At 49.7% G+C, this 24,914-nt stretch carries 25 protein-coding genes and 1 pseudogene; 3 read left to right on the top strand and 23 right to left on the bottom strand.

What is annotated here, in order from left to right:
* Nucleotides 1-3: 3 nt before the first annotated feature.
* The 22 genes from NXS07_RS02580 to NXS07_RS02475 all read right to left on the bottom strand — a co-directional run bounded on the left by NXS07_RS02580 (nt 4) and on the right by NXS07_RS02475 (nt 20,915).
* The gene (locus NXS07_RS02580; protein WP_258086115.1) at nt 4-567 is read right to left on the bottom strand and encodes a DUF3261 domain-containing protein; all 564 of its coding nucleotides are present in this window, start codon (nt 565-567) and stop codon (nt 4-6) included.
* On the bottom strand, nt 564-2,888 hold the full coding sequence (locus NXS07_RS02575; RefSeq protein ID WP_258086114.1) for an MMPL family transporter: 2,325 nt from the start codon (nt 2,886-2,888) through the stop codon (nt 564-566). The genes NXS07_RS02580 and NXS07_RS02575 overlap by 4 nt, the downstream gene beginning before the upstream one ends.
* Nucleotides 2,860-3,459 carry an outer membrane lipoprotein carrier protein LolA gene (locus NXS07_RS02570; protein ID WP_258086140.1) on the bottom strand — a complete coding sequence of 200 codons (600 nt, stop codon included), beginning with the start codon at nt 3,457-3,459 and terminating at the stop codon, nt 2,860-2,862. The genes NXS07_RS02575 and NXS07_RS02570 overlap by 29 nt, the downstream gene beginning before the upstream one ends.
* A 23-nt stretch (nt 3,460-3,482) precedes the next feature.
* The gene (locus NXS07_RS02565; protein ID WP_038205741.1) at nt 3,483-3,905 is read right to left on the bottom strand and encodes an acyl-CoA thioesterase; all 423 of its coding nucleotides are present in this window, start codon (nt 3,903-3,905) and stop codon (nt 3,483-3,485) included.
* A gap of 2 nt (nt 3,906-3,907) precedes the next feature.
* Nucleotides 3,908-5,623, bottom strand: a complete 1,716-nt coding sequence (locus tag NXS07_RS02560; RefSeq protein WP_258086113.1) for a glycosyltransferase family 2 protein — start codon at nt 5,621-5,623, stop codon at nt 3,908-3,910.
* A complete protein-coding gene (locus NXS07_RS02555) occupies nt 5,614-5,973 on the bottom strand; it encodes an ApeI family dehydratase (RefSeq protein WP_238098639.1) in 360 nt (119 codons plus the stop codon). Before NXS07_RS02555 ends, NXS07_RS02560 begins: the two co-directional genes overlap by 10 nt.
* Nucleotides 5,960-7,315, bottom strand: coding sequence for an AMP-binding protein (locus tag NXS07_RS02550; RefSeq protein ID WP_258086112.1), 1,356 nt, complete (start codon nt 7,313-7,315; stop codon nt 5,960-5,962). Before NXS07_RS02550 ends, NXS07_RS02555 begins: the two co-directional genes overlap by 14 nt.
* Nucleotides 7,312-7,890, bottom strand: coding sequence for a COG4648 family protein (locus NXS07_RS02545; protein ID WP_038194481.1), 579 nt, complete (start codon nt 7,888-7,890; stop codon nt 7,312-7,314). The genes NXS07_RS02550 and NXS07_RS02545 overlap by 4 nt, the downstream gene beginning before the upstream one ends.
* Before the next feature lie 41 nt (nt 7,891-7,931).
* Nucleotides 7,932-8,180, bottom strand: coding sequence for an acyl carrier protein (locus NXS07_RS02540; RefSeq protein WP_038186444.1), 249 nt, complete (start codon nt 8,178-8,180; stop codon nt 7,932-7,934).
* Between the two features lie 14 nt (nt 8,181-8,194).
* Nucleotides 8,195-8,452 carry a phosphopantetheine-binding protein gene (locus NXS07_RS02535; RefSeq protein ID WP_038186441.1) on the bottom strand — a complete coding sequence of 86 codons (258 nt, stop codon included), beginning with the start codon at nt 8,450-8,452 and terminating at the stop codon, nt 8,195-8,197.
* Between the two features lie 15 nt (nt 8,453-8,467).
* A complete protein-coding gene (locus NXS07_RS02530; RefSeq protein WP_038205760.1) occupies nt 8,468-9,262 on the bottom strand; it encodes a lysophospholipid acyltransferase family protein in 795 nt (264 codons plus the stop codon).
* Between the two features lies 1 nt (nt 9,263).
* Nucleotides 9,264-9,983, bottom strand: a complete 720-nt coding sequence (locus tag NXS07_RS02525; RefSeq protein WP_258086111.1) for a beta-ketoacyl synthase chain length factor — start codon at nt 9,981-9,983, stop codon at nt 9,264-9,266.
* Nucleotides 9,984-9,996: 13 nt separating this feature from the next.
* The gene (locus tag NXS07_RS02520; RefSeq protein ID WP_258086110.1) at nt 9,997-11,070 is read right to left on the bottom strand and encodes a methyltransferase; all 1,074 of its coding nucleotides are present in this window, start codon (nt 11,068-11,070) and stop codon (nt 9,997-9,999) included.
* Between the two features lie 100 nt (nt 11,071-11,170).
* On the bottom strand, nt 11,171-11,560 hold the full coding sequence (locus tag NXS07_RS02515; protein WP_238125697.1) for a hypothetical protein: 390 nt from the start codon (nt 11,558-11,560) through the stop codon (nt 11,171-11,173).
* A 595-nt stretch (nt 11,561-12,155) separates the two neighbouring features.
* Nucleotides 12,156-13,520, bottom strand: a complete 1,365-nt coding sequence (locus tag NXS07_RS02510) for a DUF6687 family protein (RefSeq protein ID WP_258086109.1) — start codon at nt 13,518-13,520, stop codon at nt 12,156-12,158.
* Nucleotides 13,517-14,029 carry a DUF2165 family protein gene (locus tag NXS07_RS02505; protein WP_038215188.1) on the bottom strand — a complete coding sequence of 171 codons (513 nt, stop codon included), beginning with the start codon at nt 14,027-14,029 and terminating at the stop codon, nt 13,517-13,519. Before NXS07_RS02505 ends, NXS07_RS02510 begins: the two co-directional genes overlap by 4 nt.
* 46 nt (nt 14,030-14,075) lie before the next feature.
* Complete coding sequence (locus NXS07_RS02500) at nt 14,076-15,479, bottom strand: MFS transporter (protein WP_038201474.1); 1,404 nt, start codon at nt 15,477-15,479, stop codon at nt 14,076-14,078.
* 37 nt (nt 15,480-15,516) lie between these two features.
* Entirely contained in the window at nt 15,517-16,380 is an 864-nt protein-coding gene (locus tag NXS07_RS02495; protein WP_038201478.1) for a VOC family protein, read from the bottom strand.
* A gap of 2 nt (nt 16,381-16,382) precedes the next feature.
* On the bottom strand, nt 16,383-17,435 hold the full coding sequence (locus tag NXS07_RS02490; protein WP_038215190.1) for a methyltransferase: 1,053 nt from the start codon (nt 17,433-17,435) through the stop codon (nt 16,383-16,385).
* Nucleotides 17,436-17,526: 91 nt separating this feature from the next.
* Nucleotides 17,527-18,510: a formylglycine-generating enzyme family protein gene (locus NXS07_RS02485; RefSeq protein ID WP_038215191.1), complete on the bottom strand. Its 984-nt coding sequence runs from the start codon at nt 18,508-18,510 to the stop codon at nt 17,527-17,529.
* Nucleotides 18,511-18,525: 15 nt separating this feature from the next.
* A complete protein-coding gene (locus NXS07_RS02480; protein WP_038215192.1) occupies nt 18,526-19,221 on the bottom strand; it encodes a class I SAM-dependent methyltransferase in 696 nt (231 codons plus the stop codon).
* Nucleotides 19,218-20,915 (bottom strand): WD40 repeat domain-containing protein, encoded by a 1,698-nt coding sequence (locus tag NXS07_RS02475; protein WP_038215193.1) that lies wholly within the window; start codon nt 20,913-20,915, stop codon nt 19,218-19,220. The genes NXS07_RS02480 and NXS07_RS02475 overlap by 4 nt, the downstream gene beginning before the upstream one ends.
* 244 nt (nt 20,916-21,159) lie before the next feature.
* On the opposite strand from NXS07_RS02475, the gene NXS07_RS02470 reads away from it, so the two are divergent.
* On the top strand, nt 21,160-21,828 hold the full coding sequence (locus NXS07_RS02470; protein WP_038215194.1) for an ArsR/SmtB family transcription factor: 669 nt from the start codon (nt 21,160-21,162) through the stop codon (nt 21,826-21,828).
* A 154-nt stretch (nt 21,829-21,982) separates the two neighbouring features.
* Here the strand turns inward: NXS07_RS02470 and NXS07_RS02465 are convergent, their stop codons facing one another.
* Entirely contained in the window at nt 21,983-23,191 is a 1,209-nt protein-coding gene (locus NXS07_RS02465; RefSeq protein WP_258086108.1) for an MFS transporter, read from the bottom strand.
* Between the two features lie 630 nt (nt 23,192-23,821).
* On the opposite strand from NXS07_RS02465, the pseudogene NXS07_RS02460 reads away from it, so the two are divergent.
* Nucleotides 23,822-24,391, top strand: a pseudogene (locus NXS07_RS02460) (DUF4158 domain-containing protein); the annotation flags it as partial.
* A gap of 34 nt (nt 24,392-24,425) precedes the next feature.
* Complete coding sequence (locus NXS07_RS02455; protein WP_082243290.1) at nt 24,426-24,845, top strand: hypothetical protein; 420 nt, start codon at nt 24,426-24,428, stop codon at nt 24,843-24,845.
* Nucleotides 24,846-24,914: the final 69 nt, after the last annotated feature.

Here is a 24,914-nt window from a genome sequence, read left to right as displayed (position 1 = left end):
GTTTTACTCTTCCAGATGCTGAATGGCGATTTCATAACCAAAAATAAATTGTTGGACACGGATCGGGCGTCGTTGCTCGTTTTGAGTATCGTAATGAATTTCTGTGATCACTTGCCCGTGGTTATCCTTCAACTGGCGGCGATTGACGGTATCGCTTAGTGTCCAGCCAGTAGGCAGTTTCGGTTGCCAAGACGAAATCGGCCAGTAACTGAGCATGATATCGGCTAAAACCTGATTCGCGGGTGGGATCTCCGGTACAACGATGGATTGCTCGGCGTGAATGCCATTATGGTCGTAATCCAGCTTAAACAGGCGGATACCCAGTGAGGATAATCCGGCCAGAGAGAGTTTTTGTTCATCGGCATTGAGCAGCACAATCAACGACTGCGCTTTCCCTTTCACTGTTGCGGTCAGCAACTGTTGTTCATGAATGGCAGGCGTGATAGCCGGCGCGGGCAGAGACACACGGACTCCCGGTTTCAACCATGCACTGGGCGAGCCGTTCTGGGGGAAGTTAGAGCAGGCTGCCAGCAGACAAACCAGTGACAGGATGAATAACCGAATCATGATTTTTTATTCCTTTTTTGCCGTTCAGGCATCGCCAACGGTGACAGCAGAAAGGCCGTGAATATCCCGCTGCATAACACAATGCCAAAGCTACTGATTGCCTGAGTGCTGCTGAATACCAGCATGCCCAGTGTGAGTAGCGAAGTGCACATAGCTACGCTAATGGCTAATAGTGAAGTCAGTGGTGTGCCACGAGGATTGCTGAAAAACAGCGTATAGTTGATACCAATGCCAAGTACTAGTACCAACGCGAGGATGGAGAAGAGGTTAATGCTATGACCACTGAAGCCAAGGGTAGCCAGCCCACATCCGAGAGACAGCAATGACGGCAACACACTGATCAGGCCACGTCGCAGGCCAAGCCGCATGATATAACTTACCGTGATAATGATCACTGAACCTGCCAGCAGCCAGCCAAGCATGGTGCGATAAAACTGAAACATCTCATCGAATGCCAGTTTACGGTCTACCCAACTGACACCGTTCTGTTGTTCAGCCAATTGACGCATCCGCACACTGTCCTTAACGCCATTCACAGGCAGCAATACCCCACTTTGGCCGTCTGGCAGCGTTGTCCACATCAGACGCCAGCCTTCGCTAATGATACTGTTTTGCCATTCGTCAGGGGTGACGGTCATCGGATGGAGGTCGGGTTGTTTCGCCGGCAGGCCTGTATCTGTCAGGCGTGCCATGATATTGGGCGTGGCTGTTTGGATAAGCGCCAGATCCCGTTGTTGCTGTGCAAGGGAAGACAATGGCAGGCGCTGGTAATTCTTGAACGTGCCATGCTGTTTTTCGGCATCCAGTTTGGGAATGAATGATTCGAGGCGCTGTAATGTTTGTTCTGCACTCTCGCCGTAGATCACGAACCATTTTTGATCACTTCTCTGTCTGGTCAGTTCTGCGATACGTTTTTCCTGTTGATGAATATCCTGTGGTAGCGCCTGTAACTGAGCAATGTCATCATTCACCTGTAAGCGGGAAATTCCCAGCAGGGCGAAAAGTGCCAGAAAAACAGGTAATCCGATGTAAAACAGGCGTTGGCGTCGCCACAATGCCAGCCAGCGCATGAGTGTGATCATGGCGGGGATCGGGCGTACTGGCAGATTTTTGGCCAGTCTGGGATACCAGCAGACAACGGTCAGGCAAGAGGCGGTTAAACCCGCGGCAGCGAACACGGCCAGTTGGCGTAAACCGGGGAAAGGGGCGAACATCATGATCAGGTAAGCAATGACCGCCGTTGCCAGTGCCATCAGTAAAGCAGGCAAGACTTTCTGCATACTTTGCCACGGCGTTGTTTCCTGTCCATGAACCATCCGCTCGGTCAGGTAATAAATCGCATAGTCAGCAGAAATGCCGATAATGCTGATACTCATCACCAGCGTCATAAAATGCAGTTCACCGAATATGGCCAATGTCAGCACGGTTCCGGCCAAAGCGCCTATGCTGACGGACAGAACGCACAGCAGCAATGGTTTCAGAGAACGGAAAACGCCATAAATCAATAACAGTACGCCGAGTACAGTCGCACTGCCTAGCGTTGAAATGTCATGCTTCGCCTGCTGGCTGGCATAATCGCTGTAAAACAGCGTTCCCCGTGAAATAACTTCGGCATCAGGGAAAACGTTCTTTAGGGATTGCTGCAACTCAGCCAGTTCAATCACTGCATCATGCCCCTGCTGCATATCGAAAGAGGAGCTTTTGAGTTCTCCATGCAGCAGATACCAGTTTCTTCCCGTTTCATCTTTGGCGACCAGCCAGCCGTTTTGGAGTCGCAGCCGGCTGGAGGTTTGCTGGAGTGCCAATTGTGAGCCTCTCACCAGCATCAAGGGATCATTGTTTAGCTCTTGCCCACTGACGCCTGAAAATGCGGAATAGACTTGAGACAATATCCAGTCAGCCTGACGGTTGCCGTTTTCTTGCAGCCTGTCACGCGTAGCAGGATCAAGCATGGCATTGCGATGCTCATAGTAAAAACGCCCCCATGCCTGTTGTTGGTCTTGAGCCATTGGTCCTTTGACCGCCGCCAGAAAAGGCGCTTTTTGTAACTGTTCCAGCCAGAATTGAGCCGGAGCTGCATCCTCTTTTTGTCCTGGGCTGACCATCCATACCAATTGGCGATCGAGGCGTTGCATAAACTCATCTTTCAATGCGGGTGGCATATCTCCCGCACTTTGTGCCGGTAATAATGCCAGTACACTGGTCGATAGTCTTGATTGCGGCAAGAGCACGACCAGCGACACCAGCAGGATACCGCATATCAGCAACCAGAATATCGGTAGCAGGCGTGGTTCAGAATTTGAAGTGTTGTTTTTCGTCATGACTCAGTGTCTTCGGCGTCAGTCGGTGTTGGGTAAAAAACAGTTCGGTGCGATCGCCTTGGCGATCGGTCAGCAGAATGGAATCCAGATTTGCCTGACCTTGCAGCGTAATGGCGGTAAACAGTTTGTCCAACGGCGAGGTCTTGGGGGTCAGTATCAATTGCCATTTTTCCTGTCCCAGATCTTTGAAGTCAGTTTTAAAGTTTTCTTCAAGCACAGCACGGTCAGCTTGAAACAGTGCTCGCATCAAGTGATTAAACTGAAACATCTGTGGATTGGATTCAGCGGTGATGACTTGGGGGGCTTGCCTCGGCATAACCTGCACCATTCGGCTATCGTCCAGCAGCATCGTCAGAGGAAACGGTTTTTGCTGGTGCCACCATAGCCCTTTATGTGGTGAAACTAGCATTTCACCACTGGAGTGCAGAGGTTGAGGCATGCCGTCAATCTGGCGCTCTTGCGTGAATTTAGCTCGAACCACAGGTTGGTTTGCAAAACGTTGTTGCAACTCGTCAAGGGTGGTGGCCTGTGCCACGTTATGGGCTAAATTGAATAAATTAGCTGCCAGCAATAGCAGTATTGACCCGCGTTTTTTCAAGGTCTGACTCCCATGCGTTCAAATAAGATATCTGGGCTGACAAAACCCATTTTCTGGGTATTTTCTTCTACCGCCACTTGAATGGTGTAACCGGTTGTGGTTTTCCTGCCGCTTACTGCATCAAAAATTTGATACGCAATTTTCAGGCGGTTCTCAAATTCCTCAATGGTCGCTCTGACCCGAATTTTCTGTTCAAATTGCAGAGAATCTCGATATTTAACGCGGGTGTCTACGATTGGCCAGACATAACCTGATTCACGCATCTGGCGATAGCCGTAATTGAATTGGTTCAGTAGTGCTTCACGAGCAATTTCAAAATAGCGGAAATAATTGCCGTGCCATACGACCCCCATGGGATCAGAATCATGGAATGGCACGGTTAATTCGACTTCAGCGGTAAAACGGGGATCTGTTAGCATTTTTATTCCTTACCCTTCATATCGGCGGGCAGTTGCCAAAAATCAAAAAAATTAAACCAATCCAGCGGAGATTGTAGGGCGTAATGTTCCAGGCGGGAGGCATAGTGATCCACTGCCTGCTGTAATGCCTGCTCTCTTTGGTTACGGGGAAGCTTCAGCGGATCGGCGAAAGGTTCGCAATGAATTTTTAGCTGACTGTTTTCGAACTGATCGCTTTGGCGAAGGGCAAACATGAGCAGCACCGGGCAGCGCAAAACCGATGCGAGGATAAATGGCCCTTGTGGAAAAGGGGCCGGATGCCCAAGAAACTGGCTCCATACCACACGCGGTGTATGGGTACGGGAGGGATTGATGGCAACGCGATCACCGACAATCGCCACCCATTCACCTGCATCAATTTTCTCTTTCAGCATAATAGCGGTATCTGCCCCGACATCGGTGACAGGCAATAAATTAATGCCTGCCTGAGGGGAAACTTCTTCAATAATCTGCTTAAAACGCTGGGCATGTTCAGTAAACACCAGCGCATTAATGGTTTGCTTGCCAGCATGTTGTGCTAAGGCGCGGCAGACTTCAATATCTCCCAGATGTGAAACCAAAAGCAGTTTACCGCCCGTGTTCCCATTCAGGAGTACCGCTTCTGAACCTTCGGCAAATTCGACATCTTTGCCCCATTTCAAATCGCCACGCCAACTTGCAATCTTATCCAGCATGGCGCCACCAAAACGCAGGTAGTGGCGATAACTATTAAGGCCGTGGGGAAGGGGGATCTTCTGGTGATGTAAGGTCTGTTTCAGCCGTTCAAGATACTGTCTCGATGCCTGACGCTGCGCACCACCTGTCGCCCAGAAATAACCGACGACGGGATAGAGTAGCCACTCAAAGGGGCGTCGTCCCAGTAGCCGGTACACGGCCAGCATGAACTTCATGCCATGCAGCCCCTTACGTTCCTGAATGTCCGACCAATGGCGGCGGTTACGCCACAACAAGGAAGGAATGCGCGGTAACATGCCAAAAAATAGCCAGGTATGCATCCAAGAAATGCTGAGGTTATCGCGTAAGGCATCGAAGTGGGACAGACCATTTTCGGGATAGGTGACCTTGGTTGGCACAAATTCACTTTCCGTCCCTTGCCAGTAAAGCCGAACCATGATTTCGATATCAAAATCCATCCGGCGGCCAATCTCTTTTTGGGACAATAATTGCAGCGTGGGGGCTAAGGGATAAACACGAAAGCCACACATGCTGTCTTTTATTGAGAAAGAAAGGGTTTCTACCCAGACCCAGAAATGGGTCATGTAGCGCCCGTAAAGCCGGGATTTTGGCACAGAGGCATCATACATCGGGCTGCCGGAAATTAGGCTGGCTGGATGCTGTTGGGCTTTATCCAGAAACTTGGGAATATCTTCGATGCAATGTTGCCCATCGGCATCAAGCTGTAAGGCATGGCTATATCCTGCATTTGCTGCGGCCTTTAGACCTGCCATCACCGCGCCGCCCTTGCCCTGATTGCGCTCAAGGCGGATTAGGGTCACATCTGGCGTTGTTTTTACTAATGCTTCAAGACTGTGCCGGGTGTCGGCGGCACTGCCATCATCCACAATAAAACAGTGGAGCTTGAAAGGGGCAAGCCTTGCCAGCACGGTGGGCATTGTGCTGCCGTGGTTATAACAGGGAATGATCACGCATGGCGTAATGGCGTGTGCATTTAACGACATAGCTTGATTTTCCCTTGGCTGGCTGGATGAAGTTCACCGCTGTTCGGATTTTCCACGCCATAATGGAAGATCAGAAGGTTTTTTTCTTCAGTCCATATCATGTTCAATTGCAGTCGATTCCCCGGTTGCAGGGGCAGTTGGAATTTCACCATCTCAATCGAAGAAAAAGACCAACCCGGAGCCAGCAGGGTTTGGGCATAATGCATAACCCAATCGATTTGAGCGACGCCCGGCAAGATCGGCTGAATAGGAAAATGCCCACGGAACCAATCCAGGGCCGGATCTAAATAGAGGTGTACAATGGCCTCATTCGGAGCGGGTTGCTCACGGTAAATTTCAACGGGCTTCATTAAATAGCTCCTGTAATGCAGGCCATGAGCGCTTGCTTTGGGCATTCAGGGGAATGGTTTTAACCACCCGCCAGTAACGGGGTAATGCAACCGGCTCCAGCCAAAGTTTTAATTGTCTGCGCCAATATCGGGAAAACCGTGTGATCCCCTGTTGCTGGTAATGGGCATAGGTTTCATCATCCAAAACTACAACTGCCCCAATGTGACAACGTTTACCGCGTTTGACGGTCAATACGGCGGTATCCGCGATCCCATCCACTTCACGTAATCGACGCTCAATGTCGGATAGGGAAATGCGTTTTTCACCGATTTTTACTGTTCGGTCCCGACGCCCCATTAAGGTGAAGTTACCTTGAGCATCAAAGGAGAGCCGATCATCCAACGCCATGCCATCAGGATCAGAGAGCAGGGGAGAATAGACACGCATCCCCATTTCATCCTCTTTTTCAAAGGAAACGCCAGAAAATGTCGTCCAAACGGCATCATCCGTTTTGCGTGCGCGCCAAGCCATAATCCCCGTTTCGGTACAGCCGTAAATTTCATGGGGAGTAATGTTCAACCACTGCATGACCTGCTCTGCATCCGAAAAATGCAAAGGGCCTCCTGCTGAAACGACAAAAGAGCAATCTGGGGCAGGGAGATTTTGATCCAATTGCTGAAGAAATGCCGGGCTACTGATCAAGGCACAGCGTGGATTGTTGGTCAGTTGTTCAGGAAATTCCACCATCGTGCGCTCAAATGGCAGGCCAAGTGACATGGGGAGCCAGATGCGGAAAGTCAGCCCATATAAATGCTGGTGGCTGACCGAGGCTCTGATGAGACAGGATTGCAGTATTTTTCCCCACAGGGAAGCCAGCCATTGAGTTTCTTGATCCATGACTGACACGGATTTGATTACCTGTTTGGGAACACCTGTTGAGCCAGAAGTAAACAGTACTAAAACCGCATCGGGCGCGATTCCGGGCAGTACGGTTTCAGGTAAATCAATCTTCCCTTCATTCGGGAATAGCTGCCAGCAAGGGCATGATAAGGTCAGGGGCAAATCAGTCAATACACCATCAAACAGCGATTGTTGCTCTTGTAGCTGTGCCTCACGGCAATGCCCCGGGATCACGGGGATCTTGCCAGCATGCAGTGTTGCCAGCAGGCCGACACAAAAATGGTAGCTGTCTTCAAAACACAGTGCCCAGCGGGTCGCTGTGCTTTCTGCCATACGCAGGTAGAGTGCCATGACATCATGACGGAGAGTGCGCAGAGTAATGCTGTCGTTGCCTTGCCAGCTGATAGGGCTATCAGGGCAATCATCCCTCGATAGCCATTGCGATATGGCGTGTGTTTTCATCGTTTTTTCACCTGTTGGCGTACCAGCCATTCAATGGCGATAAGCAGGCCAATTAATAGATAACTCACCATGCCGTTCCACAATGCCCACAGCTTCATATCGTTGTACAAGCACGTACCCAGCGCGACCGTGCCGTTGAAAATGAAAAACAGACACCAGATTTGGGTTACTTTACGTGTGTAGGCAACCCCTTCAGGCGGTAAATCCGCTTCTTTCAGACGCGCCATCCTTTCCACAACCGGAGGGCCATAACGCAGTGAACTGCCGAATAAGGTGAGCAAAACACTATTTACCACCACAGGGTAATACATCAACAGTTGGTGGCTGCGTAGAAAGAAACTGGCTAATCCCAAGATAATTCCGGCAATGGATAAGATCCAGCCAGTATCCCATCCGGTTGGCGATTGATTGTGGGAAGATGCCCGGATCAACAGCAAGCGCAGGACAAAAAATAGAATGATGACCACCAGCATGGCATGAAACTGCCCGTAGCTGATCATCGCCCATACCAGAAAAGGCCAGACGATTAATAGCACGGTATTGGCGATGCGAAACAATAAAATCAAACGATTCAATGAACTACCTCAGGGCTTGCTGTTTGTTTTGACTATGATGATTATTGTTCGTTCAGTAATTGCTCAACGGCCTCAACAACATCTTGTACAGTGCGTACGGATTTGAACGATTCAGGTTTGATTTTTTTACCTGTTTTCTTTTGCAAGTGAACGACCATATCAACGGCATCAATGCTATCGAGTTCCAGATCCTCATAGAGACGGGCATCAGGTGTGATCTGCTCAGGGGATAGTTCAAACAGTTTGACCAGAAGTTGTGAGACTTCTTGAAAAATTTGTTGTTTTTCCATGGATAATTCGGCTCTTATGCTTGCTGTAACTGAATATAGGCTGCCAGTGTAGCTACTGAATGAAAGTGCTGGCGTACTTCTTCGCTTTCAGCGGATAAGACGATGCCATAGCGATTTTTGATGGCTAAACCCAGTTCCAGCGCATCAATGGAATCCAACCCCAGACCCTCCCCAAACAGGGGTGCTTCGGTTTCAATATCGGCTGGAGTGATATCTTCCAGATTCAAGGTATCTATAATGATTTCTTTTATTTCAGTTTGTAATTCTTGCATTATCGTATCCAGCAGCTAGTGATTTGAGGGTGTTAATAAATGGGTCAACTGACGATTGAGTTGACGGGCGGCGACGGCTTGCCCGCTCTCAGCATCGACAGCAAAATTTTCATGGGTGAGCTGTTCACCGACGGTGATGGTGTAAATGGGTTTTTTCGGTGGAATTTGATACCACTTACTCTTTTTATCCAGCATTTTCTGGCTGCATATGATATGAACGATCCGTAAATCACATCCACACCGTACGGCAATATTAGCAGCGCCACGTTGGAGTGTGATGGGATGGTCAGGAATTGTGCGGGTTCCTTCCGGAAAAATCAAAATATTATGACCCGCAGTTAAACGTTCACGGCATATGGGCAGTAAACTCTCTGCTTCGCTATTAATGAGGTAATTTGCAGACCGGATCACACCACTGACAAAAGGATTGCGCAACAGCGCAGATTTCACGATGCAATCCACATCCGGTAAGGTTGATGCCAGAAGGACATAATCCAGCAATGTTGGGTGATTAGCGACAATCAGGCAGCCTTTATCCGTGCGAATTTTTTCAATGCCATCGAAATGATAATCGAGCACGCCTACTTTTCTTGTCAGAAAAAAAAACAGCCGAAAACAGGCAGAAATGCTGTGCCGCGCCAGGCGGCAGCGTTTATCGGCATTGCGTTGAAAAACCAGTAACAAATTAAACCAGATGAGCGAAAGTAATAAGCCGCCGATACCAAACAAGGCAAAACAAACCCCTGTCATAGTCAGGCGCCAAACCCAATTAATGCGTTCAATCATGTTAATTGCCGTTTTCTGCTCCATGTCAGCGATTCCATTGCCATTGGCAGTGATCCCCGGTAACGGTAAATCCCTGTGTGTGACTCAACCAACCGTGGAGAAACTGGAGGCTCTGGGGAAGCTCGGGTTCAGTATTCGATGAAGGCTGTTTTTCGCAATGCAGACTTTTCCCCTGTTGCAGAAGCAAAGCAACCGCAAACGGATAAGTGGGTGTCTTCGCACCTATCACATCGTGATAAAAACTGGGGAGATAGCCATCAAAATCGACGAGCAGCACTTTGCCATAACCCGCATGGAACAACGTCAGTACTTCTAGCAGTCCTTGTTGAAAGCTATCGACGCCTGCTGAAATAGAAGAAGAGACCAAAGGTGCTTTGGCGACAATGGTTAAATTGCCAACCGAAGAATTATGAACTGACATGGCAAAATTGGTTGGAGAAACACATTCTTCCTGTGCCAGATTCACCAAGATCTGATAATTACGCTCCAATTCACCATGACGGCTGGTATAGACGACCGCGTCTATTTCATTTCGGCGCAGAATACTGAGACCACAATCCACGGCAAGACGGCTGCCAGAACTCAGGCGGCGGGCTGTCATCATGGGTAATTGTGTACATTTTGCCAATGAACGTGAGCCATCAATCGTTGCGGGTGAGCCAATAGACCAATCTTTCCACTCCTCTGGAGTAGAAAGCCCCGGCGCAATAGCTTGCCAATCTGTAATATCCAATGTCAACTTCATGAAATACCATTCGTTACTGCTTTTTGCAGATCAGTAATGTATGCCCAAGCCCTAACTGATCAATCTGACTTTCTACTATAAATCCAGCTTTATGGAGGAATTGAGTAAAATCCTCAATGCTGTAAAAACGACTATTGCCGTTTGCCAGACAGGTAAAATAAAGTGAAGTGGCATTAAGGCTATACGCTGCCGCTTCAAAAGGCTGACAATCCCAGAATAATTCCATGATGCAAACCCGGGCATCTGGTTTCATTGCCGCTGAAATTTTGCGTAGAATGCCAATAATCTGAGTTTCAGAAAAGCAGTCAAGGAACTGGCTCATCCACCAGATATCCGCCTCTTTGGGGAGTTCGCAATCTGATAACATATCGACAGGATAGCCGGAAATACGGTCGGCCATACCTTGGCTGAGTATATTTTTTTCAGCCAATTCAATTTGCTGGGGTAAATCCAGAATAGTGATGCTGACTCTACTGTCATATTGGCAACAACGCAATGCCCATTTTCCTGTATTTCCCCCAACGTCATAAATCAATTTGGGATTCAGAGCGAAAATAGTTTTTAAAGCCGCATTGAAAGCGGAATCAGAATAAAAATGATCAAATGAGAACCAGCTTGTTTTGGCAGGCTCTGGTAATTGACTGAGTGCAGGGTAAATCGTTGGCCACTCACCAAATACTTTCAAACCAGCCGGCTTATTTTTTTGCAGTGATTCTTTCAGGTGAAACAGGCCTTGGTAACAGACGTCTTGGGTGAAGTCCATATTGACGCGAGTCATTTTGTCATGCAATAAATAGTGACCAATTTTGCTTAGGAAATAGCGCTCATCGCGCTTAAGAATAATTCTGCCACTTAATCCCATATCCAGCAAAATACCCACACCATAGCTATCTAATTCTGAATCGTTACAGATCTCGTCTTTAGTTGCCCCTTGTTTATGATTTTTATCCAAAAAAGATAAAATACCGAAATCGCGTAGGTTGACGGCTGTCTGAAACAGCATAGGAGCAAAAGCAATACGTTGAGCTTCAGTAATCGCTTCAAGTGCACTGCATTCATCTTTGTCATAGTTATGGGGTTGGGTCATATTCCAGATATCCGATACGTCAGTGAAACTCTAATGAAATAGAGTTAAAGCCTATCGATCATGAGGGTTAAATTCAGGGGATAGGCTGTAAAATAAGTGTTTATTGATTAGCCATAGCTGCCAGACGTAATTGAATATCGTTATCTAGGCTATTGATCCAGCGATTGTAATTACGGTGAATGTTTCCGTCATGTGCTTTCAAATTCTGGCTACTGACATAGTGGATAGTATAGTTTTTATCAGTATAGGTAATGCGTATTTTAACATCGTGGCTGCGGTTTTTGAGAAGACCATCGATAATGCCCGGAGAAACGTCATTCATTACCCATTTACGTTTTTGCCCCGCTTCCAAAATGGCTTTCTTCACTGTTGGCAGTGAATTTTTTGTCATGATTGTTGTTTGTGGCGTTAATATCGGGGCAGTACGAGCACAGCCGGCAAGCATGGCGACACAGGCCAAACTGATTAATAGCTTAGATGTCATTTTCATGGATTTTCTCTGGTTAGATAAGTGCATAAAACTTGTTAATGTATGCGTTTCGCGCAGCCTATATTAAATAAATTATTACCATACTGCCACACCTACTGTTTTTTTCATAAAAATGATTATGTTTAACTCGGTATTCGGCTCGATTTTACTTTCATGATTTATGCAATATTAATGATAAATGTTCGATTGGTAGTGCTAATTGGTAGATATTTTTATGTGATTTTAAAAATTGGTAGGGTAAAATTTATTTTACAATTTTATTATCTAAGTGTTAATGAAATGTTTTTTCATTCACCTCTCTTATTATTATAAATATTACGAATTTATTGGTGTTTATATATTTATATTTTTTATGATTGTTGTCTTTAAGTGAATTAATGATTCGGTTTGTAGATTAAGGTAAATATTGACGAACTTGACAGCCTCTGAAGGACGGAGATATAAGGCGCACTGGATAAATCGTCCCTCAACATGGCGTTTTTCCAGCGCATTGATATCTTGCTGTTCAATGGTTTTGACTGGAACATATTTTTTTGTTCCAGGCAAAGAACCATCGTCCAGCCAGACACAAACCTGAAAAACGTTTTTAGCGAGGTCAACCCCCCACTACTTTGGCGCAGCCTACACTGGGCGACCAAGCGGCCGGTGCAATCGCGAGGAAGCGTTTCAGTTCGCATACGATCGTCTCTACCGACAAGCTACTCAGCGGTGCGCCGTCGCGTCCAAGCCGTGGCATAATGTGTTGCACACCGTCGTAGTGCCAGCGGCAATCTTCCGTTTCGGCTGACTGTAACGCCCGCGCTAAAATCGATAGATCACGGCGTGGCTGTGGCGCAGCGGAATGTAACTCCACCCATCCTTCATAGCGCTGATGGACGACCACATCGTCCTGCGTGACGAGCGCGATCGTCGATAATGGCGTGCGATTGTGGAAGGAAATAGACGAAAGCCCGAAGTAACGTTGCGGTACGCGCACATATGGCACACTAGAAGTAGGCAGACGGAATACCGCAAGATCAATCTCAGGATACTGCTCAACCGTCACGTTCGGACTGTCGAGTAGCGCTTCCGTTTCCATGTGATGCTGCTCGGCGTCACGCCAAAGCGCATCGCGGATCACAGAAGCATCCAGCAAGTCACGCAATGCCGGTAGCAGCGTGCGGAAAAGTGCCGTAATGCGCACACTTTCGTTTGGTACCGTTCCCGCGGCGTGCAATGCTTGCTCAGTGATTGTGTTCAGCGCGAATGCGAGTCGGCGCGCCTTCGTGCTATGGCCACACGAGAAATCACCGAACCGTGCGACGTCGACGAGAAGTTGTCCATGACTCTGCGCGTGCTCAGGCGCGATCAGTGCGTAGACAGATGCGAGCCCGTCTAGATCAAAGTGGTCGGTCGTCACATGCCGCACATCAGGATACTCTGACATGTCAGGCACAAAGCGCAGTACGCTCTCAGTCGACAGATTCGCTTTGTAGCGTGCGGGAGTCCGGTTCGCTGGCCAGTGCGACAGTGTAAGTTGTGTAGATATATTATGGATCGCGTCGGCTGCTATATTCGGCACGTTGCGCGTCTCTTCGAACGGCAGGAACGCGAGGCGATCGCTGGGCGATAACCGTACTGCTTGGATAGGTGATGACGAGGCCGCAACGGTAATTTTCGGCGTGAGCACGGCAAGGCGAGCACCGTCAGCATCAGACTCACGCAATTCAAGTTCGCCATGACGGCTGAGATCGTAATACAGCACCGCGAGATTTTGGCGTCGTAGGTCGTATGGATTGCCGTTTCGTGTAATGGCTCCTCCCCCCGCAATCAGGTTTTGTAGATCGAAGAATTGATTGTCACGGATCGCGACAACGCGGCTTGCGAGAAGTCGCAGTTCAAACCCATCGAGCTTAGCGGCAACGTCATCATTAACCTGCACGAAGCAATCACCGTCGTGAAGAGGAAGGGAATTTATCATCGAATGTCTCCTATCAACTCGGATGTCATACTGAGATGGAACAGCAAAAATGCGGCTATCGACCAGATGACGATAGCGATGTGTGTAAGTTGCAGGCCTTCTTGGCGTATCCAGTAGCCATACCACAATCCACCCAGTAACAGTACGAATGCGCACGTAGCAAAGCAGGTAATACCCACGTTGAGCCATAATAGCGTGTCCGGGTGTGATGCAGCCGTTGTCAGTAGCAAATAGCCGCCGCTCCACATGACAATAGCGGTAAGTGCCTGCAATACCACAATGACAGCAAGCGCAGCGCTATGTATCGCCCGTGATGTTGTTGCACGACGCAGCAACGGAGTATTCACGGGTGGTTCCTGTTTGAGCAGCGTCATGCTCATCATGCGACCTACTGTACCCGTCGTCACTGTGAATGACTGCACATTATTGATCATGCCTATTGTCGCCCATCCGGCGATCCCGAACGCATGCAGAGCCTTAAATAGAGCGATTCCGGTTACCGGGTCCATGATGAGTCCTCATTAATTGGTTCTTGTGGGCAGACGTTCGGCGCGTTTATGTGAGGCGTACACGGCGTACGACAAACGTAGCGAGCACCGGAGCAACTGCAAAGACTGCGAACAGCCACATAGCGGAACTTTGAGCGCCAGCCAAACCGCCTGGGTCAGAGAATCCGGCAAGATTCGCTACGATGCCTGCAAATGCAGAACCAATGGCTGTCGCATACAGTTGCACGGTCGTGATCGACGTCGACGCAAGATCTTCCTGGCCAGCAGGCGCGTTTGTAAACACCTGTGTGAGCAGATGCGGCCAGGCGGCACCAATACCGGCCCCAACCGCTGCGAGCGCCACGCACATCAACGTAAGGCTAGAAACCGGGCCGAGCAGGTGCTGCGATGGCATGATGATGGCGAGCACGATGAGCGCAAGCACAACAAGAATTGGGCCACGCCGCACAAGCGCCTGCGCAGTCTGTGCGCTGCGCCCGGAACTGAATAGTGAGCCAACCGTCCAACCTGCCGCCATCAGTGCAGTCGCATAGCCCGCGATTAACGGCTGATAACCGTGGATGGTTTGCAGAAAATACGGTACGAATATCTCGCTCGTCATACCGATTACAAGCAGGCTCATGCACGCATAAATTGCACCAAGAGACGCGCGTATATCGTAAGCGCCGGTCGGCAGCAGTTTAATTTTCGACTTACGATCAACGCGCGCAATCAACACGACGATCACGAGGCCAGCTGCGACACCGGAGATGTTTGCAAAGATCTCCTTCGACAGGCTGGCGATCGATATGATAAGTACCGATACACCGAGCAGCAGAATCTTGCCAATTGCGGCCCGTTCCGTCTGTGCACTAGATTTCTCATAGGCTGGCAGCTGGACGAGTACGATCACAGCAAGCACGGCGGCAACAGGCAAAAGAGCGATAAATGCAAGACGCCAAGTGTCTGAGTGTGCAAAGATACCGCCGATTGCAGGGCCGCAGAGCGTTGCGATACCCCACATACCGGACACCATCGCCATCGCGCGGGGCCACAACCGCCCATCGAATACGATACGGATGAGTGCGTAGCTGAGTGCAAACAGGATGCCACCGCCGAAGCCCTGCACAAATCGTCCAACAAGCATCCACAACATGTCCTTTGCACTTGCGCACACGAGTGTCCCCCCACAGAACACAATGAGAGCGACAAGATAAGCAGCACGCGGTCCGAAACGGCTTAGCACGTTTTTGGACAATGGCGCGCCAATAATCGACGCGACCATGAACAGTGTGGTGTTCCATGCATAGTACTCAAGCCCACCAATGTCTCGTACGACGGACGGTAGGATTGTCGTCGCGATATAGATATTGATCGCATGTAGCGCGACTCCCCCTGCAAGCGCGATTGAAAGCAAGCCGTTGCGTCCGGAAAGCAGTTCCCCCCAAGAGGGGGCATTGTTAGAACTCATGGACTACCTCGTCTGTTGATAGGTTGAATAATGGTCATCAGGCCTGCGAAAAATGCTGTGAGATGAGATGCGGGTTGCTCTCAAGCATTTCAATTTCCGGAGAATAGATCTCGATTACAAGACCGTCCGGATCTTCAAAGTAGAAAGCGGTACGCACACGATCCGGCCCCGAATGATAGCCAAGAGTTGGGCCGTTGCCCTTTACGATCTTGATATCGCCGTCCGCCCCTACTATTGCTGCGATTGACTTGACCCCTTCGGGGTTTGTGCGCACGCCAAAATGGTAGCCGGGTGGGTAGGTAACAGTATCTGTTTGTTCGATAAAGAAATCGAAGCCGTTTAGCTCCATCACAACCTTCTTTGGACCTAGGTTGTAGCAATAGGAAGCGCCTAAGATCCGATGGTAGAAATCGACAGATTTGTCGAGATCCTGTGCGAGGATGTTGATATGGTTCACACGTAGCTCGCGCGGCCGGCCATCTTCAGGTTTGTCGCGTAAGCGTCGCCACATCTTGATGCAGGCAGTAAACGTAGCGAAGCCTGCGAGCCAGTCGCGTGCGACATCGGCTGACGCGTCCACAGATTTCATCTCAAGCGAGAGAGGATAGCAGAACATGCTCTGAGGATATTCGTGCCATACCGCAGATGCTTCATCGCCGGTATTTTCCGGATCGATACCGATCTGCGCGACAGCAATCCGCCCAACTTCAGCCAGTCGCTTGCTGTTTATCGCAATCGGCGCACCACGCGAAAGCACAAATATCCCATCCGGCGTTGTATTGTCTGCTTCTGCCATATTCAATCGGTAGCCGGCCGCTGTGCATTGTTCGGATAACGTACGAGTGACCTGTTCCGCGTCTGTGGGATTAATATCAAGATTAATCAGTTCGAAGGTCAGCATAGTTATACCTCACTAGCAGGGCGTTGACCGATGAGAAGTGTGTAGCGGCCAATTGCGTGTTCGCTGATAGACAAGCCATTTCCATGTACAGCACGAGCTATCCACTGCGTCGGATGTAGCTCGCCGTGATTGGTGTTAACCATCATGTGGAGCGAGAAGTCAGCAGATAGCGGGGGCGTGACAAGATTTTCATCCATTGTCATTGTGAGGATCAAGAGTGCACCCCCTGGCTTCACAAGACAGGATGCGTAACGGATCACTGCAAGCGCCTCTGTTTCATCAAAGTAGTGAAGGCAATCGTTCAACATAACGACGTCGGCGGCTGCTTTCTCAAAGTTGAGAGCGTCAAGCAGGTTTTTCTCACAAAACTCGAGCCGCCCATTGAGGCCGTATGCTTCAATCGTTTTCTGCGCAGAGTCGCGGGTCGTTGGTAGATCCCATATCTGGCCTGTTAGCTGTGGATGACGGTGTAACGCCTCCGCGATGTAGGTACCGTGTCCACCTGCAAGGTCGATCGACGTATTCGCGTTCGCAAAGACACTGAGGCCGCTCACGACATCACGCATGGGCTGGCTCAGACGTACCATCGCGTCATTAAACGCGTCGCGAGCACGCTCATCGCGCATGAAACGACTTTCCTGTTGGAAATTGAGTGGCTTTTCGCTGCGCAGAATTTCTCCAAGCCGGGGCCAGTTCTCCCATTGCAGATGCTGATGCTCAACAATCGCGCCTATGTAGTCGGAACTCGTACTTGTCAAGTATCGCGTAGTCAACTCAGTGTTCAAAAACTCGTTGCCGTCCTTCCTTAGAAGTCCGAGAGCAACAAGCGCGTTTAACAGGATTGACACCTTACCCTCGACCATGCCGAAATTTCTGGCAACCTTGGCCGATGTGCAGCTTTCCTGCGTTAAATCAAATAGCTTTTCGGCAACGGCATAGTGCAGGACTGCCGATTGCCGGTATTGATCGGACAATTTCACCAAGTCGATGACTGAAGTCAGTGCAACTTTATCGTTTGTCGACTCATAGATTGTCTCAGTGGCTAGCTCGCTCATTGAAGTCCCTCGTTAAGTAATATGGTTTTTGGGAAACCGGCACACCTCACACTACAGCCAGAACGCGGTCGAATCACAATCCTGACCCGGCTCAAAGCGACTCTACCAGCCGAAAACCCATCGCGTAGATGTCACGCTGGTAGCGGCCGTGACGACGTGCACAGCGTGCCAGATCACCAAAGCGCGTGAAGCTGCCACCACGTGCGATCCGATAGCTACCCTGAGTGCTTGCGAGGTCATCGTTAATCACATCGCCACCAGGGTAGGGGGAGTAATCATCGGCGACATATTCCTCGACATTGCCGGCGAGATCGTCGATGCCAAATGTGCTACGACCAAGAGGAAAGATACCGACAGGCGTTGTCGACAAAGGCCCGGCTTCGACCGTATTGGCTGCGTAAGGATCGAACTCGTTACCCCACGGATATTCGGAACCAGTGCCTCCAGAAGCTGCGTACTCCCATTCGGCTTCTCTAGGCAACCGAAAACGCCGACCTGTAGCTTCGCTCAGCCAATCTGCATACGCTTCTGCTGCTTCCGGAGGGACAGACCAGACGGGATGATTTGCCCGTTCGCCCGGATAGACACCTAAGAACCAAGACGTCGGAAACCATGGCGCTCTCGTCTGCTCAAGAAAGAGCCGATATTCGAGATTGGTGACTGGATAACGCATAATCCGGAATGCCTTGATTTCCACGTTGTAGCATGGGCATTCCTTAGCTATCCATTCCTCGATTACGCCGACACGCTGCCATTCGGCAACGACCTGTGGAACCTGCTCCGGTGCAGTGCCGAGCCAAACGCTTGCGCCGGGTACGTCACACATTTCTGGATCAAGCGGACGGATACGTGGATCGCCCGAAAAGCTGAGCAATGTACCCGCTGCATAACGGCGTTCAAATGATGTGGACGGATTCTGTGCGATTGCGATCCACTCTGCCGGCTCAAGTTGCAATAGATCGAGATGCATTGAAAACACCGTCGTGGGCATGCGCGCAACGAAGAGATTTTCGGGCAGCGCCATCGCTGCACGGTCACTGAGATGGTTAGGGTTGCCGGCGAGCATAGGTTTCATGGGTATAGCCTCGCCTTAGTAGGAACCAGATTTTCTAACTGTCAGAACCAAATAGTTCAGTCCGGCTGTTGGGCGCGGTACACGGTGCACACTGACAAGAGTAAAATGCGCGACGCGCAGCAACTCGGTAAGCTCAGAATCTGTGAACTCGCGATAAAGCCGCCGCATTTTATTTGCGTACAGCCGACCCGGTTCTTTCGACTCAAACACTGATATTGTGAAGAGCCCGGCTGGGCGTAAAAGGTCGTGGATGCGCCTGAGATACTCAATGTATGCATCTGGATGTTGGTGATGTAGGCAGCCATTGTCGAGCACACCATCAAAAAGGTTCTCATCTTCGAGCTCAGTCACTGGCGTTATGCGGAATCGCACTTGGTTGCCCCAGTTCTGCATCAGTTGTGCCCACTCGGGAAGTTCGACGAGGTCAACTGCAGTGACCCGATGACCTTGTGCGAGTAAGAACTCAGTATCACGTCCGCGACCTGCACCAACGTCTAGGATATCGGAAGAGCGACCGAGGTGAGCATGCAAGATCGCACTTGTCTGCTGCATTGCGGTCTCTTCGGTCCAGACGTCGCGCCCTTCGTTATAACTCGACACAAAATCCGAGCGTAACACCTCTTCATAATCGCGTGGTGACGTGCTTGGAACGTCAACGGGGATGATTGTCCGCTGAGTATCAATGTAATGTGGTTCGGTGTTACTGCTCATATGTGCTCCAGCGGGATGTGATAGACATTGCCGTCATATGAGCTCGCAAGAAACACATGTGTGATCGGATCGTAGCTGAGGGACGACACGCCCGCAGTCGTCACCTGCACATTGATCACCCAGAGGTTATTGATACGGTCGTAAATAGCAACCCGGCCGTTATAGCTGCCAGTCGCGACATAGCGACCGTCAACTCCTGCGGCAACACATTTGATCGAGTGCGTGTGGGGAGTCGCGATGATATCCGCCTGGTGATTTGGTGACCATATCCGCAATTTCAGATCACGGCTCACCGAAGCAAAATAGCCGTCATTAAGGCCTGTACAGCCATTCGCGATCTTCTCGTGTGCACGCTTAAGCGTGCACACCTGCTCAAGTGTCGACACGCGATACCAAGCCGCTGACGCATCAGCCGCAATGGAGAAAAGCCGATCACCAGAGATGGCGACACTTTTAACGGCGTTACCATGTAATGGCAGGTCAGCGACGTGCGTTACCTGCGAGCCCTCGATACGCAGCACAATACCTTCGCCCGTGTACGCACCGATCACCGCATGGTCGATGCCATTGCGCTTGAACGATACGCCACAGTTTAGTGGAGAGCGATGCTGGTACAACTCACGACCCGTACGCGCATCAAACACTTTGCCGAGTTGCCCACCTGTCAGGATCACGTCACCTACGGGCGTGAGAAAGTTGCACAGACTGCCCATGCGTGCGTGCTCACGCTGGTCGATCCACACAATGCCTGCATCACCAATCGCCCATTGTTGGCCGTCGACTGACGCGGCTGCATTGACGACGTGTGTCGGCGCTAGCTCAGTCAAATCCCAGTCATCGGTTTTCCAGTTGTACAGACGATAGCCTGATTGGAAAGTGGCGAACACAATGTGATCGTCACCTTTGAAGGAGCATGAACGCGGCCATACTTCAGGCGGCAGCGACGCGCTAACGAGCTCTTCCAACTGTCCGAATGAACTCACTTGCCATAGCCGCATTGTGCGGTCGTATGACAGTGACACTAGAAGTCCCCGGTTGTGGTCGAGCACGAGACGCTTCACACCCGCATCATGCGCCCTGAACGTCACCTGCAAGCCGTCAGTACCGATTGAAATTATCTCTCCTTCGTCGTTGCCAGCGAAGATGCGTCCGTCTGCTGCGATAGCGATAGTGTCGGTCTCGATGCCACCGAGATCGATGTCAGCGACGAGGCAGTTTTTCTCAAGTGACCAACGCTTGATCGTACCATCGTCGCTTGACGAGACAAGTTCGTCGGCATTATGCATCCATTCAACCGAGATGACGTCAGCTGAATGGCCTTTGAACGTGTGCAGCAGCTTGCCACTGAAATCGTACACCCGGACGTGATGATCGCGTGAAGCGGTTGCGACCAGAGGCTTATCCGGATGAAATACGCTCATTTCTACATCGTCCTCATGATCGGCGAACACGGCGACCAACCGTAGGTCGGGTACAGTCCAGAGCCGGGCACTATAATCTGATGATGAGGTAACGGCGTAAGCACCATCGGGTGAGAATACGCCCTGATTCGCAAGGTGATCGTGCATCGCACGGGCGAGCGGACGTTGGGTGTTAGCATCCCACAGGATGACCTGGTTATCGTAGCCAGCTGTTAAGACGTACTTATCGCGGTAGGCGGCAATCCCGCTGATCGGTGCATGATGGGTGATCATTGGAGTTCCTCGCAGAGGTTTATGGTGTGATGGTGTTTGCCGATCTTCGTGCGCCGATAGCGATGATTCGTACTATTGAGGGACACTCCGGTTTGTCGCACATGCCTGATCCGAATCCCGCTTCTCTTGCTCAGCCTGTGGTTAGTTCATGAATCTATCATTCCAGCAATAAATGGATCAATGGCATAAGTAGACTAATTATGTTATCTATGTCGCAAATGTTGATATTTGAAGCTTTTACTTTATGAAGACGATTAATCGTACCTCTCATGCTCTTAACGAAATGGCGGATTTCGCCAAGACACTTGGACACTCACATCGATTGACCTTGGTTGAGGCAATCTTTCGGCACGAAAGCTCGGTAGAGCATTTGGCGGAGATATCCGGCCTCTCCATCACCAATACTTCACAACATTTGCAGCAATTGCGACGTGCAGGATTCGTCCAAACCCGTCGCGAAGGCAAGCATGTCCTGTATCGGATTGGTGACGGCCCAGTTGCGAATATACTGGCCGCGTTACGAGACTATCTTGCTTATCAGCAAACCGAGATGCAGCGTGTTGTCTCCGACAGCGTCCATCATCCGGAGCACTTAGAAGGTGTCTCTGTTGAAGAGCTGCTCCGCAGACAGGAGGAAGGGGTACTACTACTGGACGTGCGCTCGGAAGAGGATTACGCCGTAGGACACATTCCGGGAGCCATCAACATTCCAACAGAAGCGCTCGTACACCATCTTGGAGAACTGCCTCGCAATCAGGATATCCTCGCTTATTGTGGTGGGCGATATTGCGTGCTCTCTATTCAGGCGGTCTCATTACTGCGATCTAAAGGATTCAAAGCCCTACGCCTTGGGGATGGATTCCCAGGATGGCGAGCAGCAGGTTTGCGTGTGGAGGTTTCTCCAATAGGTTGAAGAAGCTCCGGTGAAGGATTCACGGCACATGCTCGCTATCGTTGTACTGATGATGAGGGTAATCCTTTAATTCAGCGTAAATATCGGGTTTGCCGGACGCTTACGATCGAAAAGCGCTGCCCGCTACCAGCGCGGGCGGCTTGGTTCGGGGTGATTACAGGAAGGTCGGCTCGGCGCAAACCGCTGACGTGGCACGAAGTGTACGCAGCCCCAAAAGCACGATAACCACCATGACCAACCCCGCGACAATGGTTACACCGAACCCTGCCCGCGCGCCATAGATGTCGATCACCATGCCCGCAAGTACGCTACCAAGCGCTACGCCGATGCTGATGCCAGTCGTCATCCACGTGAGTCCTTCGGTGATCCTGGACGGTGGAACAATGATCGTACCAAGATTCATGACGATGATCATCGTTGGTGCAAATGACACTCCTGCCATAAAGAGCATCCCAGAAAGGATGTAGACATCCGGTGAGAAAATAGGTAATACAGCTGTGACTGAAGTTACCAGTACCCCAATGAAGAACTGCTTTTCAATCGGTAAGGAAATCCTTAATGCGCCGAACGTCAGGCCCGCGATCATTGAGCCGAGCGCATAGGCTGCCAGGATGAAACTAGCAGACGCTAGCCAGCCTTGTGCGTTGGCGAAGGCAACCACAGCCACATCAATTGATCCGCCAATCACACCCATCGCCAGGAGCGCCAGAACGATGGTACGAACGCCGGGGATAAGTAAGGTCGAGCTTGCGTTCCTCCTGATGCCTACGACGACCTTCGGTTCGGTCTCCCGCTGCAGAAGAAATACTGTCACGCCGATGATCAGAAGCAACACGGCAACAAGAGGTCCGGCTTCGGCGAAAAAACTGGTGCTCAGGCCAATAGTGAGTGGTGGGCCGATTATAAAAGCGAGTTCAGTTAGAACAGTGTCCAGGGAAAAGGCCGTGTGTAATTGCGGCTTGCCACGGAAAAGCTGCGTCCAGCGTGCTCTTATCATAGCGGGCATGCTTGGCATCGTGCCCACCAATGCCGCAAGAATAAAAAGCAGTAGAGTCGGAGCACTCATATAGACAGCAATTATCAGCGCCAGCAGCATACCAATGCTGAAGGCGGTCATAAAGGGCAGAACTCGACTCTGGCCCCGCTGATCAACGAGTTTCGATATCTGCGGGCCGATAAGCGCATTCGTCAGAGCAAATGTGCCGGCGATTGAGCCAGCCAGCCAATAAAGACCCGTCTGCTGCACCAACATGGTAATGATGCCGATGCCGATCATTGCCTGTGGCAGACGGACAATGGAACTCGCGATCACTAACCCCATGGCGCCGGGGGTTGTGAGAAGTTCGCGGTAGGGATTAGCCATGGTTTCTCCAGTTTATAATTCGACGCTGATGAGTATCCCGCTGAACGGGATGCAAACTTTTAGGATGGTTTACCGGCGATTGAAGGGTGCATTTAATCGAGCAAGCAAATGAGGTAGTTACAGCATTTGTAATAACCCCACTTGCATGTAGATGAGCGTAACGCTCAATCATCGCCTCTTACAAAAGCGCTCTATAATATAGATGAGGCGCATCAGTCGAATCATCTCACCAGTGTTATCACACATAACCAACCCTACCAATGCCTGTCCCAGATAGCTCGCAGCTAAAAATGCTGGTATATTTCTGCCCATGAAAAACAAGATTCATGGCCAAGCAAACCAGAATGTTTCTTTTCTGCAGTAGAGATAAACAATGATCTTTGAGAATACTCAGCAAGAGGACTTCTATCCGATTTCATCTACGGGTTCTACCAACACCAAGAGCTTACCCCCTGACACATCGAAGTCAATGATGTTATTTCATTAATACGATGCCGTCACATTCTATCTATGGTGCCTGAGTGTACCCTTAAGCGGCATACATTTCGTGCTCTAGTAAATTAACTAATAATCACTATAAAAAACTATATGTCAAGGAAACAGGTTCTTTCGCCGACAGAAAGATAATCATTGCTGGCTTTACCTGAAGATGAACTGACCCTGACCCGTATGACATATTTCAGTGAGCAGGATGTTGCTCTGATTAATGCACACAGAAAATCTGAAAATAAAATGGGGTTTGCTGTTCTTCTTTTTTGTTTGAGAAGCATCGGTTTTATTCCGGATATAAATTCACCACACCCCGTTTCATTATTGAAAAGCATCGCCAGCAGGCTCAATTTGTCGGATGAATTCTGGCAGGATTATGCTTTGGGGCGTGATACCACCTGGAGGGAGCATTTAACGGAACTATACCGTTATATTAATCTGAGAACGTTTACAAAACAGATCCAGCAGGATTGTATCGGTCATCTTATCCCGCTCGCGACACGTACCGATAAAGGTATCCTGCTGGCTGAAGAACTTTTGGACTATCTTCAGCAAAACTGCATTATTATTTCCGGTATGGAAGTGTTGGATCGCACCTGTGCAGAAGCGATGGCCAGTGGCGACAAACAAGTATTTACAGCACTGAATACCCAGCTTACTCCGAAGCATAAAACGGCGCTCGACAGCCTGTTGTCCTCACCAAATAATCAGCTAACTGGGTAGCCGACCAGAATAAGGCTAAAAAATGTATACCCTTGGTGAATTCGTCGCAGGTAAAGCCTGTTCCGATAACAAACGGGAAAATGCGTGTTATTTTGAAAGTACGGCTGAAACAAAGCCAGTCAGCGACGGGGATAATACTATTGAATTAAAGATCACTATTCCTGAAAGACCCTTTATTGCTAAAGAATATCCAATTGGTCATGAAAAAGATCCGTTTGAAAAAAATAAATTTGAATCGGAAATTCAGGGTAGAATTGCAAGAAAAACTTATCCAAGGCAAGGATGGGCTAGTTTATGTGGCCCAGCGGCATTTTTTTATTGCTTACAGAAGGATAGGCCAGATATTTATGAGCAATCTGCCCGTGAGCTATGGAAATATGGTAAGACTAAAATAGGTAGATTAGACATTAAACCGGGTGATGGTTGCCGCCACCCTAAATAAGAATTCAAAATAGTAGATCACTTGAGGGAACTCAGTCCGATTTTTACGATCTGATCAATGGCGAAAATC

The sequence above is a fragment of the Xenorhabdus bovienii genome, from assembly GCF_024721015.1.
In the GTDB taxonomy this organism is placed as follows: Bacteria; Pseudomonadota; Gammaproteobacteria; order Enterobacterales; family Enterobacteriaceae; genus Xenorhabdus; species Xenorhabdus bovienii.
The sequence above is the reverse complement of the archived record's forward strand: the minus strand, read 5'-3'. Positions and strand labels throughout refer to the sequence as shown.

Excerpts from the sequence above, each read along its gene's own strand:
- NXS07_RS02580 (WP_258086115.1), bottom strand. The coding sequence starts at position 567 with ATGATTCGGTTATTCATCCTGTCACTGGTTTGTCTGCTGGCAGCCTGC.
- NXS07_RS02575 (WP_258086114.1), bottom strand. The coding sequence starts at position 2,888 with ATGACGAAAAACAACACTTCAAATTCTGAACCACGCCTGCTACCGATA.
- NXS07_RS02565 (WP_038205741.1), bottom strand. The coding sequence starts at position 3,905 with ATGCTAACAGATCCCCGTTTTACCGCTGAAGTCGAATTAACCGTGCCA.
- NXS07_RS02560 (WP_258086113.1), bottom strand. The coding sequence starts at position 5,623 with ATGTCGTTAAATGCACACGCCATTACGCCATGCGTGATCATTCCCTGT.
- NXS07_RS02555 (WP_238098639.1), bottom strand. The coding sequence starts at position 5,973 with ATGAAGCCCGTTGAAATTTACCGTGAGCAACCCGCTCCGAATGAGGCC.
- NXS07_RS02550 (WP_258086112.1), bottom strand. The coding sequence starts at position 7,315 with ATGAAAACACACGCCATATCGCAATGGCTATCGAGGGATGATTGCCCT.
- NXS07_RS02540 (WP_038186444.1), bottom strand. The coding sequence starts at position 8,180 with ATGGAAAAACAACAAATTTTTCAAGAAGTCTCACAACTTCTGGTCAAA.
- NXS07_RS02535 (WP_038186441.1), bottom strand. The coding sequence starts at position 8,452 with ATGCAAGAATTACAAACTGAAATAAAAGAAATCATTATAGATACCTTG.
- NXS07_RS02530 (WP_038205760.1), bottom strand. The coding sequence starts at position 9,262 with ATGGAGCAGAAAACGGCAATTAACATGATTGAACGCATTAATTGGGTT.
- NXS07_RS02525 (WP_258086111.1), bottom strand. The coding sequence starts at position 9,983 with ATGAAGTTGACATTGGATATTACAGATTGGCAAGCTATTGCGCCGGGG.
- NXS07_RS02520 (WP_258086110.1), bottom strand. The coding sequence starts at position 11,070 with ATGACCCAACCCCATAACTATGACAAAGATGAATGCAGTGCACTTGAA.
- NXS07_RS02515 (WP_238125697.1), bottom strand. The coding sequence starts at position 11,560 with ATGAAAATGACATCTAAGCTATTAATCAGTTTGGCCTGTGTCGCCATG.
- NXS07_RS02510 (WP_258086109.1), bottom strand. The coding sequence starts at position 13,520 with ATGATAAATTCCCTTCCTCTTCACGACGGTGATTGCTTCGTGCAGGTT.
- NXS07_RS02505 (WP_038215188.1), bottom strand. The coding sequence starts at position 14,029 with ATGGACCCGGTAACCGGAATCGCTCTATTTAAGGCTCTGCATGCGTTC.
- NXS07_RS02500 (WP_038201474.1), bottom strand. The coding sequence starts at position 15,479 with ATGAGTTCTAACAATGCCCCCTCTTGGGGGGAACTGCTTTCCGGACGC.
- NXS07_RS02495 (WP_038201478.1), bottom strand. The coding sequence starts at position 16,380 with ATGCTGACCTTCGAACTGATTAATCTTGATATTAATCCCACAGACGCG.
- NXS07_RS02490 (WP_038215190.1), bottom strand. The coding sequence starts at position 17,435 with ATGAGCGAGCTAGCCACTGAGACAATCTATGAGTCGACAAACGATAAA.
- NXS07_RS02485 (WP_038215191.1), bottom strand. The coding sequence starts at position 18,510 with ATGAAACCTATGCTCGCCGGCAACCCTAACCATCTCAGTGACCGTGCA.
- NXS07_RS02480 (WP_038215192.1), bottom strand. The coding sequence starts at position 19,221 with ATGAGCAGTAACACCGAACCACATTACATTGATACTCAGCGGACAATC.
- NXS07_RS02475 (WP_038215193.1), bottom strand. The coding sequence starts at position 20,915 with ATGATCACCCATCATGCACCGATCAGCGGGATTGCCGCCTACCGCGAT.
- NXS07_RS02470 (WP_038215194.1), top strand. The coding sequence starts at position 21,160 with ATGAAGACGATTAATCGTACCTCTCATGCTCTTAACGAAATGGCGGAT.
- NXS07_RS02465 (WP_258086108.1), bottom strand. The coding sequence starts at position 23,191 with ATGGCTAATCCCTACCGCGAACTTCTCACAACCCCCGGCGCCATGGGG.
- NXS07_RS02455 (WP_082243290.1), top strand. The coding sequence starts at position 24,426 with ATGTATACCCTTGGTGAATTCGTCGCAGGTAAAGCCTGTTCCGATAAC.